The organism is Yersinia vastinensis, assembly GCF_902726565.1.
In the GTDB taxonomy this organism is placed as follows: Bacteria; Pseudomonadota; Gammaproteobacteria; order Enterobacterales; family Enterobacteriaceae; genus Yersinia; species Yersinia vastinensis.
In genome coordinates, this window is sequence record NZ_CACVAF010000009.1 from 154,174 (window position 1) to 169,970 (window position 15,797).

The window sequence follows — 15,797 nt, forward strand, 5'->3', positions numbered from 1 at the left end:
CCAGCATGTTAACGAGGAGGATTATTTTACTTGCATGCCAGGTTGAGCACCATTATCCGGGCTGAGTAGGAAGATATCATTCCCACCGGGGCCTGCTGCCATCACCATGCCTTCTGAAATACCAAAGCGCATTTTGCGTGGAGCTAGGTTCGCAACCATCACAGTCAAACGCCCTTCCAATACTTTCGGATCAGGATAGGCCGAGCGAATACCCGAGAAGACTTGGCGAGTTTCGCCACCGAGGTCCAGTTTCAGCCGCAACAATTTATCTGAGCCTTCAACAAAATCGGCTTGTTGAATCAGTGCGATACGCATGTCCACTTTAGCAAAATCATCAAAATTGATGGTTTCCTGAATTGGATCATCAGCTAATGGGCCCGTTGCTACTACGGCTGGGGCCATATCTTCTTTAGAAGAGGTGACCATCTCGTTCACCTTGTCCAAGTCAATACGGTTAAACAGCGCCTTAAAGGTATTAATCTGATGGCCGAGCAACGGCTGTTCAATGCTATCCCATGTCAGTTCGGTATTGAGGAAAGCCTCAGTACGTTCTGTCAGGGATGGCAATACTGGCTTGAGGTAAGTCATCAGAACTCGGAACAGGTTGATCCCCATGGAGCAAATGGCCTGCAAATCAGCATCGCGGCCTTCTTCTTTCGCCACAACCCAAGGTGCCTGCTCATCAACATAGCGGTTTGCCACATCTGCTAGCGCCATAATTTCACGAATCGCTTTACCTGATTCACGGCTGTTATAAGCATCAGCAATACTGGTCGCAGCATCGGTAAAGGTTTTATACAGCGCAGGATCAGCAAGTTGATCGGCTAATTTGCCGGCAAAACGTTTGTTAATAAAACCGGCATTACGGGAAGCCAGATTCACCACTTTGTTGACGATATCAGCATTAACACGCTGGACGAAATCCTCCAGATTCAAGTCGATATCATCAATGCGTGAAGAGAGCTTGGCGGCATAGTAATAACGCAAGCAATCTGCATCGAGATGTTTTAGGTAAGTGCCCGCTTTGATAAATGTACCGCGGGATTTCGACATTTTCGCGCCGTTTACGGTGACATAGCCATGTACAAACAGGTTGGTCGGCTTGCGGAAGTTACTGCCTTCGAGCATGGCTGGCCAGAACAGGCTGTGGAAGTAAACAATGTCTTTACCAATGAAATGATAAAGATCCGTTGTCGAACCTTCACGCCAGAATTCGTCAAAATCTAAATCGCCGCGCTTGTCACACAGGTTTTTAAATGCCCCCATATAGCCAATTGGCGCATCCAGCCAAACGTAGAAATATTTGCCGGGGGCATCTGGCACTTCAAAACCGAAGTAAGGGGCGTCACGGGTGATATCCCATTGTTGCAGGCCAGATTCAAACCATTCCTGCATTTTATTGGCAACTTGTTCTTGTAGTGCACCAGAACGTGTCCACGCTTGCAGCATGTTGCTGAACGCAGGTAGGTCGAAGAAGAAGTGCTCAGACTCACGCATTACCGGTGTTGCACCTGATACCGCAGATTTTGGATCGATAAGCTCCGTCGGGCTGTAGGTTGCGCCACAAACTTCACAGTTATCGCCATATTGATCTGGCGCTTTACACTTCGGACAAGTGCCTTTCACAAAGCGATCGGGCAGGAACATGCCTTTCTCAGGATCATAGAGCTGAGAAATAGTGCGATTTTTGATATAGCCATTAGCCTTCAGGCGGCTGTAAATCAGGCTCGACAGCTCACGGTTTTCATCACTATGAGTGGAGTGATAGTTATCATAACTGATAGCGAAACCGGCGAAATCCTGTTGGTGCTCCTGGCTCATTTCGGCAATCATCTGCTCTGGCTCGATACCCAGTTGCTGCGCTTTCAGCATGATTGGGGTGCCGTGGGCATCATCTGCACAGATAAAATGAACCTGGTTGCCGCGCATTCGCTGGAAACGGACCCAGATATCTGCCTGGATGTGCTCGAGCATGTGGCCGAGATGAATAGAACCGTTAGCGTATGGTAGCGCGCACGTCACCAATATTTTTTTCGCGACTTGAGCCATAGTGGGAAATTGCTTTCTTTATGTGGATTAAAGGGTCTTTGATGTTAACCGATAAGCGGGCTTGTCGCTAGGGTAAGGCAAGCCGCAGATTACCTTAAGTGGTAACAAGCTCATTTTAGTCACTTTTCAGCACATTGAGTTATTAACACTGTGGATTATGCGGTCTGTCATGGTTTTCTCACTATTCGGTGCACACAGGTCTGGATGAGTTCTGGTACACTATTGGAGGTTAATAACGATAAATTCAAGGAGCCGGGATGAGCCAAAAATCCCCTGAGCAGACCACCGCTGACCTGCTGCAATCACAAATTTCAAAGGTTCTTGCTGCCTTTACTCACCCAACCTTGCAAAAGGATCTGAGCACTCTACGTGCTATTCACCACTGCGCGTTACTGGACAATGTACTGCATATCGAGCTGGTGATGCCTTTTGCCTGGCAGTTCGGTTTTGAGATATTAAAAGAATCCGTCAGTGATGAATTGCTGACGGTGACCGGCGCTAAAGCCATTGACTGGAAGCTCTCTCATAATATTACAACGCTGAAACGTGCTAATGACCAGCCGGGTATTAAAGGCGTGCGCAACATACTGGCTGTCAGTTCCGGCAAAGGTGGGGTGGGGAAATCCAGCACTGCCGTTAACCTGGCACTGGCATTGGCTGAGAAAGGGGTTAGCGTTGGTATTTTGGATGCTGATATTTATGGCCCGTCCATTCCCAACATGATGGGAACTGTGAATCAGCGGCCAACCTCCCCTGATGGTAAACATATGGCGCCAATTATGGCCCACGGGATAGCCACTAACTCTATTGGTTATCTGGTCACTGATGAGAATGCGATGGTATGGCGTGGCCCTATGGCTAGTAAGGCATTGTTACAGATGCTGCAAGACACTCTATGGCCAGATTTGGACTATCTGGTGATTGATATGCCACCGGGTACTGGGGATATCCAGTTGACACTGTCGCAGAACATTCCGGTCACTAGTGCCTTGGTGGTGACAACACCACAAGACATTGCATTGATCGACGCGATGAAAGGCATTGTGATGTTTGAGAAAGTTCATGTGCCGGTACTGGGTATCGTTGAGAATATGAGTGTGCACATTTGTAGCAACTGTGGCCATCTGGAGCCTATTTTTGGTACGGGTGGGGCAGAGAAATTAGCGAAAAAGTACAATTGCGAGTTACTGGGGCAACTTCCTCTGCATATGTCATTGCGTGAAGATCTGGACCGTGGAGAGCCGACGGTTGCCTGCAAACCCGACAGTGAATTCACAGGAATGTATCGCGAACTGGCATCCCGAGTTGCGGCACAAATGTACTGGAAAGGTGAGGCTATCCCTACGGAAATCTCCTTCCGCGCACTGTAGTGAGCGCGCTTGATTGATACCCAAAATAATTGGGGTTGCAGGTAGGCGGCAAACGAGAGCATCCCGATGAGCTGACACTGGTCAGTGACTCGGGTGCTTGAGGGCAGCTAACACTGCTGCAACTTCAAGTATGAAGGGTATAGCGCTAGCATCGAACGGGCTAACTCCTTATAATTGGCGCGCTCGAAGCATCTTGCATGCTTCGTCTCCCCTCACAACATTTAGTAATCAGGTCTTTAATTTTATGACTGACAAAGCACACCAGTGCGTCATTATCGGGATAGCGGGTGCCTCAGCCTCCGGAAAAAGTCTTATCGCCAGTACGCTGTATCGTGAGTTGCGCGAACAGGTGGGCGACCAACATATTGGCGTCATCCCTGAGGATGGTTATTACAAAGACCAGAGTCATCTGTCGATGGAAGAGCGGGTCAAAACCAACTACGACCACCCCAGCGCCATGGATCACAACTTATTGCTAGAACATCTGCAATCACTGAAAGCAGGTAAGTCGATTGAATTGCCACTTTACAGCTATACCGAGCACACGCGTAAAAAAGAGACTGTCCATTTAGAACCGAAGAAAGTCATTATTCTGGAAGGGATCTTGCTGTTGACTGATATCCGCTTGCGCCAGGAGATGAATTTCTCAATCTTTGTCGATACCCCATTGGATATCTGCTTGATGCGCCGAATGAAGCGTGATGTGAATGAACGTGGCCGCTCAATGGATTCTGTTATGGCGCAGTACCAGAAAACCGTACGCCCAATGTTTCTGCAATTTATAGAACCTTCCAAACAATATGCTGACATTATCGTTCCGCGCGGTGGTAAGAACCGAATTGCGATCGATATTCTAAAAGCAAAAATCAGCCAGTTCTTTGAGTAATGTTCGTCTGGACCTTTGCTTCTTAATATGGCAGCTTTCAGAGTATGCGAGCTGTAACATGCGAATTCTAATGGAGATTTAAGCAATGAGACTGTGCGACCGTGACATAGAGGCTTGGCTGGACAGCGGAAAATTGGGCATTGACCCTCGCCCGCCTGTCGAACGTATCAATGGTGCTACAGTCGATGTTCGCTTAGGCAACCAATTTCGAGTGTTCCGTGGCCACACTGCTGCATATATAGATTTAAGTGGCCCGAAAGATGAAGTCAGTGAAGCGCTCGAACGGGTCATGAGTGATGAGATCAACTTACCTGAAGGGGAGGCCTTCTTCCTGCATCCTGGTGAGTTAGCGCTCGCAGTGACACTAGAATCAGTTACTATCCCTGATGATTTGGTCGGTTGGCTTGATGGCCGCTCTTCTTTGGCCCGTCTTGGGTTGATGGTGCATGTGACAGCACACCGAATCGATCCCGGTTGGCAAGGCAGGATTGTGCTGGAGTTCTATAATTCAGGTAAGCTGCCATTGGCCCTGCGTCCAGGGATGCTCATTGGCGCGCTGAGTTTTGAGCCACTTTCAGGCCCGGCAGCTCGTCCTTATAATAGTCGTCAGGATGCAAAATACCGGGGCCAACAAGGTGCTGTAGCCAGTCGTATCGACAAAGACTAGCCATTTTTCTCGCTGATTTTAGCCGGTTTGGGCTTTATCGCTTGTTTAGACAAGAGGATGTCATGAGACGATTACTAACGACGTTAATTATCCTGCTCGTTGTATTAGTTGCAGGTATGAGCGCATTGGTATTGCTAGTAAATCCAAATGACTTCCGTGGATATATGGTCAAACAGGTTGAAAGGAAAAGTGGTTATCAGCTACAACTTGAAGGTGATTTGCGTTGGCATGTCTGGCCACAACTTAGCATTATTGTTGGCCGGACTGCGCTGACGGCCCCCGGCGCGACGACTCCAGTGATCAGTGCTGAAAATATGCGCTTGGATGTCAAACTCTGGCCACTGCTATCACATCAGCTTGATGTTAAACAGGTGATGCTGAAAGGGGCGGTTATCCGCTTAACGCCTGACAGTGAAGCACAACAACAACCAGGAGCGCCAGTTGCCCCAAGCGGAACTGCACCTGTTGATGAACACCGCGCTTGGAAGCTTGATATTAATAAAGTCCAGATTGCTGACAGCCTGTTGGTTTGGCAACGGACAGATAATGATCAAGTGAATGTCCGCGACATTAACCTTGAGCTTCAACAAGACGCGCAACGACAAGTCCATATCACTCTTTCCAGCCGTGTTAACCGTAATCAACGGGATATCACGTTTGCCATGGTTGCAGATGCCGACATGCGCCATTATCCGCAGCAGTTCAGTGCCAATATCAGCCAATTTACCTATAAATTGGAAGGCGCAGATATTCCTATCGGGGGCGTGAGTGGAGAGGGAACATTACAAGCCAGCTATCAAAGTGACATCCAGCAGTTATTGCTGAACCAACTGAGTTTCTCAGCAAATAACAACCAGTTGACCGGGAGCGCCAAAGCGACGCTGGGTGATATCCCTGATTATGCCATCAATCTAGCTGCTGATAATCTAAACTTAGACGCGATTTTTGGTTGGGAGGCTAAAAACACGGCGGATAGCAAAGCGTTGGCTAAACAGCCGATTGCGACTGCACCGGTTATTGCGATTCAGGCTGATGATGATGTCGGTCAAGACTTACAAGCATTGCGCGATTTTACTGCACAAATAACACTCACAGCGAGTAACTTGGTTTATCGCGCTATCAACGTCAATCAACTGAATCTGCAGGCATCAAACCAACGAGGGAATGTGCAGATAAGTCATTTAACGGGCAAGGCACTGGGAGGAGATTTCTCACTACCAGGCTCGCTGGATGTGACCGGAAAGAAAGTGCTCACAACGGTTAGCCCTATAATTAATAATATGGAATTGGGGCCTGTATTATTGGCGGCAGGTTTACCGCAGATGATGACCGGTAAATTCTCCATGAAAGCGCAACTGTCTGGGGACGGCCTCAATGTCGAGGCATTCAACCGTCGCTGGAAAGGGGATGCGCAACTCAGCATGAATGGTGCGCAGTTGCAAGGGCTGAATATCCAGCAGCTTATCCAACAAGCCGTGACCCGCAGTTCCAATGATGTTAAAGCCGAAGAGCGCCATGAGCGCTACACAGAGGTTAAACAGCTACAAGCCAATCTGGCTCTAAACAAAGGGCGAGTGAATGTAAGTAGCCTCAGTGCTGATTCTGCATTAATTGCGATTACAGGCAATGGTGAGCTTAATTTACCTCAACGGCAGTGCGACATGAATCTGTCTGTACGGGTGATGCAAGGCTGGAGTGGCGAAGATCGGTTGGTTAAGTTTTTACAAAACACGGATATTCCACTACGTATTTATGGCCCGTGGACTCAATTGAGTTACCAACTGAATGTTGAGCAACTCCTGCGTAATGAATTGCAGCAGCGTGCGAAAAGAGCCCTCAGTGACTGGGCTGAACGTAACCCAGAGAACCGCGCCCGTCAGGACCTTAAGAAGCTGATTGATAAGCTTTAATCTACATCGCCAATATTGATATGTCGGGTGGCTTATCAATATTGGATGATAGCTATTCTTTGTTATTTTTCTGTTGTTGCATTGATCCCCAATCTCGTATTTCTAAATACAAAATACTTTGGCTTACTCACAAACTAATATTTGTTTCTAAAATCCCTGCGAATCATTGATAGATGTCATAAACTCGCCGATGGACTTTGGGCAGAGTGCAGGGCTATTTCTGCATTTTTACAAGAAGAATCTTAATGCAGCATTCAGCAACAAATGAGTATACCCAAATACCAAGGGGATATTCGGTGAGAGAGGGTATATGTTAGATCTTTTGATTGGGATTGTCGTGGCGGTCGGCGTAGGCCGTTATATTATTAAAGGTTATTCGGCCACAGGTGTGTTGATGGTCGGTGGTCTACTGCTATTGGCGATCAGTGCCCTGATGGGCAAAAGCGTGTTGCCAGCCAGTGCGACGCCAACAGGTTGGCGAGCAACGGATATTGTCGAATATGTCAAAATCCTGTTGATGAGCCGTGGCGGTGATCTGGGTATGATGATCATGGTGTTATGTGGCTTTGCGGCTTATATGACACATATCGGTGCAAATGATGTGGTAGTCAAGATAGCATCTAAACCGCTGCAAATGATCAATTCCCCCTATTTACTGATGGTCGCGGCATACATCGTGGCCTGCTTGATGTCGTTGGCGGTATCATCGGCAACCGGGTTAGGTGTGCTGTTGATGGCCACATTATTCCCAGTGATGGTTAACGTTGGTATCAGCCGTGGAGCAGCGGCGGCTATTTGCGCATCTCCTGCGGCGATTATTCTGGCTCCCACCTCCGGTGACGTTGTGCTGGCTGCACAAGCCTCTGAAATGCCGCTGGTTGATTTTGCCTTTAAAACAACATTGCCCATCTCTATTGCCGCTATCGTTTGCATGGCCATAGCTCACTTTTTCTGGCAGCGCTATCTCGACAATAAAAGCCAGGAAAAGCATGAAATGATGGATGTAAACGACATCAAAACAAATGCACCGGGTTTTTATGCCATCTTGCCATTCACACCAATTATTGGCGTGCTGATATTTGATGGTAAATGGGGGCCAGAATTACACATCATCACAGTATTGGTTATCTGCATGCTGATGGCTGCTGTGATTGAATTCTTGCGTAGTTTCGATGCGAAAACCGTATTCAGCGGTCTTGAAGTGGCTTATCGCGGTATGGCTGATGCTTTTGCGACTGTGGTGATGTTGTTAGTTGCTGCTGGGGTGTTCGCGCAAGGTTTGAGCACCGTTGGTTTTATCAGCGGTTTGATTGGATTGGCTCAATCTTTTGGCACCGGTGGCATTATTATGATGCTGGTTTTGGTCGTGATAACTATGCTGGCGGCAATGACAACAGGTTCAGGTAACGCACCGTTTTATGCCTTTGTTGAATTGATTCCGAAACTTGCGGCTCAAATGGGGATAAACCCGGCTTATCTGGTTATTCCCATGCTACAGGCATCAAATTTAGGTCGCACGTTATCCCCAGTTTCGGGGGTTGTTGTTGCGGTAGCCGGGATGGCAAAAATATCGCCTTTCGAAGTGGTAAAACGCACCTCTGTGCCAGTATTGGTCGGTTTGGTTGTCGTGATTGTCGCCACTGAGATTTTGGTACCAGTGCACTTATAATTTCGACATGAAGCCATAAAAAAGCCGGGTGACAATAGACACCCGGCCTAATATACCGCAGGTCAACTATACCCCATAGGTCAACTACACTTCATAATCAGGATCAGGCACAGCCAGTGGCGTTATTTTCACCTTCAATATACGGTGACTACTCACTTCCAGAGGCTCAAACAGATAGTCGCCAATCTTCAGCTGCTCGCCAACTTTTGGTATTCGCTGGGTGTACTCCATCAATAACCCGGCTAATGTGTGATATTCACGTTTATCATCAATGGGCAAAGGCAGATAAAGGACTAAGTCTTCCAGCGGCATATAACCATTCGCAATCCAACAACCATCTTCTGTTTGCTGAATATCGTGGCGTGCATCCAGCTCTTCACCTGCCACCGGTAGATTACCCGCAATGGTTTCCATCACATCCGTCAGAGTAACAACACCTTCGATGGAACCAAACTCATCGACCACGAAAGCAAAATGTGTCTGTGCTTGGCGAAATTGCTCAAGTGCCATCAATAGAGAAACTTGCTCAGGGAAAATCAGCGGTTGGCGAATCAACGCACGTAAATCAAGTTTTTCTCCAGCCAACTGTTGTTTCAGTAAATCAATGACATGGATAACCCCCAGGGGTTCATCAGTCGAGCTATCCTCAGTGACAACAATTCGAGTGTGCAGATTTTTCGTCAGCAATTGAGCCAACTTCTCAGGAGGATCATTAAGGTCTAGATATTCAACATCATGGCGGGATGTCATGATGCTGCTGACGGTCCGTTGAGCTAGCCCCAGTACCCGCTCAATCATCCTACGTTCTTGCTCGTTGAACACCTCTTGACCTTCACTGGTATTATCCGCAATCAGATTGGCTGTGTGATTATCCAACTCCGCTTCTTCATGCTTGCCACTGAGCATACGCAACACAGCTTCTGCTGTCCTTTCACGTAACGGCCGAACAGTAGACAGAAAGCGACGGCGGTTGAATTGTGCAAACTGATTCAATGACTCAATAATTACAGAGAAGCCAATCGCTGCGTACAGATAGCCTTTCGGAATATGGTAACCAAAACCCTCGGCCACTAGACTGAAGCCAATCATCAGCAGGAAACTCAAGCAAAGAATGACAATGGTTGGATGTGCATTCACAAAGCGAGTCAGTGATTTACTGGCCAATAGCATCAACCCAATGGCGATACAGACAGCTGCCATCATGACTGCAAGGTGGTCGACCATACCAACAGCGGTAATAACTGAGTCGAGGGAGAAAATGGCATCCAACACGACAATCTGCGCCACTACCGGCCAGAAACGAGCACCTTTACGTTGCTGGCTCTGCTGATGGTCTTTGCCTTCAAGTCGCTCATTGAGCTCCATGGTGGCTTTAAAGAGCAAAAATATCCCCCCAACCAACATAATCAAATCGCGGGCACTGAATGGGTGCCCGGAAAGGGTGACCAAGGGGGCAGTTAAGGTCGCTAACCAAGAGATACTGGCCAACAGCACCAGTCGCATCAATAATGCACATAGTAGCCCTGTGACTCTGGCCTTATCCCGCAAGTGCCGGGGCAGTTTCTCCGCCAAAATAGCAATAAATATTAGGTTGTCTATACCTAACACAATTTCAAGCACAACTAGCGTCGCCAGCCCTGCCCAAATAGTAGGATCTGCGATCCATTCCATATTTCTAACTTCACCTTTTATTTCTATGGCTTGTGCCGTAGATGAGAATAATGGCCCTGTAACACGAGGTTTTCAAATTCAAATATAAGAAAAGGACGATATTACTAACAAAAAATACGAATGTGAAGAATAAAAAGGAAAACTGTAACTCACTGAAACTATTGTGTAATCCTTAAAAAAACACGTCAGATAAATGAAGGAAACTAACAGATATTTCCTAGTTAAATTTAATGCTATATAATAGATAATCAGTAGAAATAATTATGTGAGTATAATTCACTCAATAAAATCATACGTCTATAATTTAACAGTGACGATGAAATGCTGTAAATATGAGCAAGTAGCTATTGGTAGCTGTAAAGCCAAGGGCGGTAGCGTTGTTAAACCAATTAATTATGCTGATTATTATTTCTTATGGAATAGTTATTATTCTCATTTGAGGTGTGGTACTTCTAGTTGTATGCAACTTTATAGTGATAAGGATATATGATGTTACTTCCGGTGATTATGGCGGGTGGAACGGGTAGTCGTCTGTGGCCGATGTCAAGAGAGCTTTATCCCAAGCAGTTTTTACGCTTGCATGGGGTAAATTCGATGTTACAGGAGACTGTGAATCGTTTAGAAGGAATTTCTGTTAGAGAGCCAGTCGTCATTTGTAATGAAGAACATCGGTTCTTAGTCGCTGAACAGTTGCGGCAAATAAATAAACTATCACATAATATAATATTAGAACCTGTTGGGCGTAATACTGCCCCTGCCATTGCATTAGCCGCGCTAAACGCTGTCTCCCAAGGCGACGACCCAATAATGTTAGTGTTGGCTGCCGACCACATAATCAATGATTGCCAAGCATTCCAACAAGCCGTCACCAAGGCAATTCCATTTGCTAAGAAAGACAGCCTAGTTACTTTTGGCATCGTTCCAACGGGCCCAGAAACTGGCTACGGTTATATACAGCGTGGCGAAACCACCGTTAATGATATCTCTGAAGCTTTCAAAGTTGAGCGTTTTGTTGAAAAACCGGATTTAAAAACGGCAGAGCAATATATTCATTCTGGTGAATATTATTGGAATAGTGGCATGTTTATGTTCCGCGCCAAGCGATATATCCAAGAATTAGAAAAATTCAGACCCGATATTCTTGACGCCTGTAAAGCCGCGATGAAAGATTCAGACTCAGACAAAGATTTTATCACTATTGATAAAGATAAATTTAGTACTTGTCCGGATGAGTCTATTGATTATGCCGTGATGGAAAAAACCAGTAATGCTGTGGTCGTACCGCTTGACGCCGGCTGGAGCGATGTTGGTTCTTGGTCTGCACTCTGGGATGTGAGCAGCAAAGATGAATTAGGTAATGCTGTTACTGGCGATACTTACTTACATGACACACAGAATTGCTATATCAACACAGATGAAAAATTAGTCGCAGCTGTTGGGGTGGACAATTTAGTTATTGTTAGCACTAAAGATGCCGTATTAGTTGTTGATAAATCTAAAGTACAAGATGTTAAAAAGATTGTTGAACATCTTAAATTAACAAAGCGCAGTGAATATCGTCGTCACAGAGAAACATATCGCCCTTGGGGACGTTGCGACATTGTTGTTAATGAACAACGCTTTAATGTAAATCGCATTACGGTTAAGCCGGGCGGCGCATTCTCTATGCAGATGCATCATCATCGTGCAGAACATTGGATTGTGTTATCCGGTACTGCAAAAGTGACGATTGCAGACAAGACATTCTTAATTACTGAAAACCAGTCAACTTTTATTCCTATTGGTTCACTCCATATGTTAGAGAATCCAGGGAAAATTCCACTTGAGCTTATTGAAGTTCAGTCAGGTTCTTACTTGGGCGATGACGACATTATCAGAATTAAAGACCATTATGGCCGCTGCTGATTTAGAGGAAACAATGAATACCCTAACTTGTTTTAAAGCTTATGATATCCGTGGTCAATTGGGTTTAGAGTTGAATGAAGATATTGCTTATCGTATTGGTCGAGCTTTTGGTGAGTATTTAAAACCTAAAACTATTGTTGTTGGTGGTGATGTTCGGTTAACCAGTGAATCCCTAAAGATGGCTTTGGCAGACGGATTGATGGATGCTGGTAGTGATGTCTTGGATATTGGATTAAGCGGTACTGAAGAGGTCTATTTTGCCACATTTCACTTAGGCGTGGATGGCGGAATAGAAGTGACTGCTAGCCATAATCCAATGAATTACAACGGAATGAAGCTGGTCCGGGAAAACGCTAAACCTATTAGCGGTGATACTGGTCTACGTGATATCCAAAGGCTGGCAGAAGAGAATAATTTCACAGCACCGGACCAAAGTAAAAGAGGTCGTTATAAGAAGATCTCAATACTCAGTGAGTATGTAGATCATTTGATGGGTTACATCGACTTTAAAAACTTCACCAGACCTTTGAAACTTGCAATAAACTCTGGCAATGGTGCTGCCGGGCATGTGATTGATGAAATTGAAAAACGCTTTGTTGCTGCACACCTCCCAATAGAATTTGTCAAAGTTCACCATCACCCTGATGGTCATTTCCCTAATGGAATTCCCAATCCTTTACTTCCAGAGTGCCGAGCGGATACAGAAAAATCTGTTATTGATTCTGGTGCGGATATGGGGATTGCATTTGATGGTGATTTTGACCGCTGTTTCCTATTTGATGAGAACGGACAATTTATTGAGGGTTATTATATTGTAGGTTTGTTAGGTGAAGCTTTTTTACAGAAAGAAAAGGGCGCTAAAATAATTCATGACCCACGTTTAACTTGGAATACAGTTGATATTATTTCTAAAGCTGGCGGGATTCCAGTCATGTCTAAGACGGGCCATGCTTTTATAAAGGAAAGAATGCGCAAAGAAGATGCAATATATGGCGGAGAGATGAGTGCTCATCATTATTTTCGCGATTTTGCATATTGCGATAGTGGAATGATCCCATGGCTATTAGTCGCAGAATTACTTTGCGTTAAGAATATGTCCTTAAGCCAATTAGTTGGTGATCGTATGAAGGCATTCCCTGCCTCTGGCGAGATTAATCGTAAGTTGATAGATGCTAAAAGTTGCATTGCCAAAATTAGGGCTATCTATGAACCCGATGCTGTCAATGTTGATTTAACCGACGGTATCAGTATTGAGTACAGTGATTGGCGGTTTAATTTAAGAACTTCAAATACTGAGCCTGTAGTGCGTCTAAATGTTGAATCAATAGGAAATGTCACTTTAATGGATAGTAAAACTAAAGAAATTTTAGAGTTATTAAGCGAAAAATAATTTTATAATGAAAATAGCTATTATTTGTAATTGGTATTTTTATTAAATACATCTTTAAATCATAAGCATCAGTTGCTTACTGAATATTAGCCATCGCCAATAGAATGCGTTAATTAGGTGAATATATTTTGAAAATTTATATTGTCCTCCTATCAAAAAAAATAGGCTGCTATGATTTATTAAGATATTTATATAGGAATATATATGTTAAATTTAAAGCGAGTCTTATGAGGGTTATTTATAAATATAAGGGACTCAATGAAGAATTAAATATATCAAATGATACGAAAAATATGAGAATAAAATTGGACTTCCATATTAGATCCAAAAGGAAATAGCATGCGATTAGTCATTGACCTGCAAGGAATTCAATCAGCTAGCCGTTTTCGTGGAATTGGTAGATATACCCTATTAATAACCAAGGCAATTATTAAAAACAAAGGAAATCATGATGTTATTCTAGTTGCTAATGGTACGATGACTGATTCGATATCTTCTGTGCTTGATAATTTTGATGGGATTATTTCCCGAGAGAATATTAAGTTTTGGTATTCTCCAGGCCCACTAAGTTATCAAGCCAATCAAGATCATACGCGAATAGAAAATGCAAAGCTTATTAGAGAAGCTTTTATTTATAGTCTTAAACCTGACCTTATCTATATTCCTACTATGTTCGAAGGTTTCTTAGATAATAGTATTTTAAGTGTGAATGAATTTAGCACCAGAATACCGACAGTAGCGACATTATATGATCTAATCCCCTTACAGAATCCAGAAAATTATCTCGACCATAATCCAGAATATAAAAATTTTTATCTAGAAAAAATAAATTATATTAATAGATGTGATGCTTTATTAGCAATATCAGAGTTCACAGAAAATGAAGGTAACAAATATTTAGAAGATAGAAAAGGTAATATTTTCAACGTTTCAACAGGTTGTGATGATCTTTTTAAAAAAAATGAATATTCACAAATTGTAATTGAAGATATCTCCACTAAATATTTTTTAACGAAAGATTTCTTCCTGTATGCTGGGGGAGCCGATGAGAGAAAAAATTTACCTCGCCTGCTCGAGGCTTATAGTTTACTTCCTGTTCATATAAAAAATAAATATTTACTTGTTATTTCCGGAAAATTATCTGATATTTCGCGATACAATATTCTTGCAGAAGCCAAGAAGTTTGATATAGAAGATCAAATTCGTATAACGGGCTATATTTCTGATGATGACCTAGTTAAACTCTATAATTTGTGTTCGTTATTTATTTTTCCTTCATGGCATGAAGGATTTGGTTTACCTGCTCTTGAAGCAATGGCTTGTGGTGCTGTAGTAATTGGTGCTAATAATTCGAGTTTACCTGAAGTTATTGGTGATGAAGATGCATTATTTGATCCTTTCTCAGTTGCGGATATTGCTAGTAAAATTGAAAGAGTAATGACTGATAAAAGTCTTTATGAAAAATTGAAAAAAGTAGAAAATGAAAGAAAAAAATATTTTTCATGGGATCAGACCGCTTTAAAAGCACTACAAGTTTTCGAATCAATAAATAAAAGTACCAAGGCTATTAATATCGAGAGATCTGTAAGTCGTTTAAAATTGGCTTATATATCACCACTCTCTCCGGAAAGAACTGGAATAGCTAAATACAGCGAAGATTTGATACCATATCTTGCGAGTTTTTATGATATTGATGTTGTTTGTGAGCAATCTGTTATAACAAGCAAATTTATAGATGATAGAATCAAGGTTATTAACTCAAATGATTTCCTAAAAAATTCTCAAAATTATGATCATATATTATATCATTTTGGAAATTCACCATATCATGAATATATGCATAAATTAATTACCCTCGTTCCGGGTGTAGTTTGTCTGCATGATTTTTACATGAGTAATTATTTAAGATATATTGAATCTAGAGATGGAGGCTTAGGTATTTGGGAAAGAGAGTTATTCTTCTCACATGGATATTCAGCGATTATTGAACGAGCAGAGAAAGATGATGATGAATATATCATGTACAAATATCCTTCAAACTTTAGTTTATTAGCAGCTGCAAAAGGGATCATAACGCACTCTTCTTATTCTTATAGTTTGGCTTGCCATTGGTATGATAAAAAAGTTACTAAAAATTGGGAAGTCATTCCTTTATTACGTAGAAAACCAATTGAAAGAACCAAGTATGATGCCAGGAAAAGACTAGATATAGCAGAAAATGATTTTATTATTTGCTCATTTGGAATGCTTGATAGTTCAAAATTAAATGATGTTATTATT

Annotated in this window: 10 protein-coding genes; 8 read left to right on the forward strand and 2 right to left on the reverse strand. The window is 43.4% G+C overall.

The window, feature by feature from the left end; genetic code table 11:
* Positions 1-21: 21 nt before the first annotated feature.
* Positions 22-2,049, reverse strand: coding sequence for a methionine--tRNA ligase (gene metG / locus HUZ92_RS15145; RefSeq protein ID WP_145579886.1), 2,028 nt, complete (start codon positions 2,047-2,049; stop codon positions 22-24).
* A 257-nt stretch (positions 2,050-2,306) separates the two neighbouring features.
* On the opposite strand from metG, the gene apbC reads away from it, so the two are divergent.
* The 5 genes from apbC to dcuC all read left to right on the forward strand — a co-directional run bounded on the left by apbC (position 2,307) and on the right by dcuC (position 8,551).
* Complete coding sequence (gene apbC, locus HUZ92_RS15150; RefSeq protein WP_050098589.1) at positions 2,307-3,419, forward strand: iron-sulfur cluster carrier protein ApbC; 1,113 nt, start codon at positions 2,307-2,309, stop codon at positions 3,417-3,419.
* 244 nt (positions 3,420-3,663) lie between these two features.
* Complete coding sequence (gene udk, locus HUZ92_RS15155) at positions 3,664-4,305, forward strand: uridine kinase (protein ID WP_004388770.1); 642 nt, start codon at positions 3,664-3,666, stop codon at positions 4,303-4,305.
* An 85-nt stretch (positions 4,306-4,390) separates the two neighbouring features.
* Complete coding sequence (dcd, locus tag HUZ92_RS15160) at positions 4,391-4,972, forward strand: dCTP deaminase (protein WP_050098588.1); 582 nt, start codon at positions 4,391-4,393, stop codon at positions 4,970-4,972.
* A 62-nt stretch (positions 4,973-5,034) separates the two neighbouring features.
* Complete coding sequence (gene asmA / locus HUZ92_RS15165; RefSeq protein WP_050098586.1) at positions 5,035-6,882, forward strand: outer membrane assembly protein AsmA; 1,848 nt, start codon at positions 5,035-5,037, stop codon at positions 6,880-6,882.
* Positions 6,883-7,192: 310 nt separating this feature from the next.
* Positions 7,193-8,551 (forward strand): anaerobic C4-dicarboxylate transporter DcuC, encoded by a 1,359-nt coding sequence (gene dcuC / locus HUZ92_RS15170; RefSeq protein WP_050098584.1) that lies wholly within the window; start codon positions 7,193-7,195, stop codon positions 8,549-8,551.
* An 84-nt stretch (positions 8,552-8,635) separates the two neighbouring features.
* Here dcuC and HUZ92_RS15175 read toward each other — a convergent pair whose 3' ends face one another.
* Complete coding sequence (locus HUZ92_RS15175) at positions 8,636-10,222, reverse strand: TerC family protein (RefSeq protein ID WP_050140719.1); 1,587 nt, start codon at positions 10,220-10,222, stop codon at positions 8,636-8,638.
* Between the two features lie 489 nt (positions 10,223-10,711).
* On the opposite strand from HUZ92_RS15175, the gene HUZ92_RS15180 reads away from it, so the two are divergent.
* The 3 genes from HUZ92_RS15180 to HUZ92_RS15190 all read left to right on the forward strand — a co-directional run.
* A complete protein-coding gene (locus tag HUZ92_RS15180) occupies positions 10,712-12,127 on the forward strand; it encodes a mannose-1-phosphate guanylyltransferase/mannose-6-phosphate isomerase (RefSeq protein ID WP_050098580.1) in 1,416 nt (471 codons plus the stop codon).
* Positions 12,128-12,140: 13 nt separating this feature from the next.
* Positions 12,141-13,517 carry a phosphomannomutase CpsG gene (gene cpsG, locus HUZ92_RS15185; RefSeq protein ID WP_050098652.1) on the forward strand — a complete coding sequence of 459 codons (1,377 nt, stop codon included), beginning with the start codon at positions 12,141-12,143 and terminating at the stop codon, positions 13,515-13,517.
* A gap of 339 nt (positions 13,518-13,856) precedes the next feature.
* Positions 13,857-15,797, forward strand: a 1,941-nt coding sequence (locus tag HUZ92_RS15190; protein WP_174846861.1) for a glycosyltransferase family 4 protein, incomplete at its 3' end; no start/stop codon positions are given.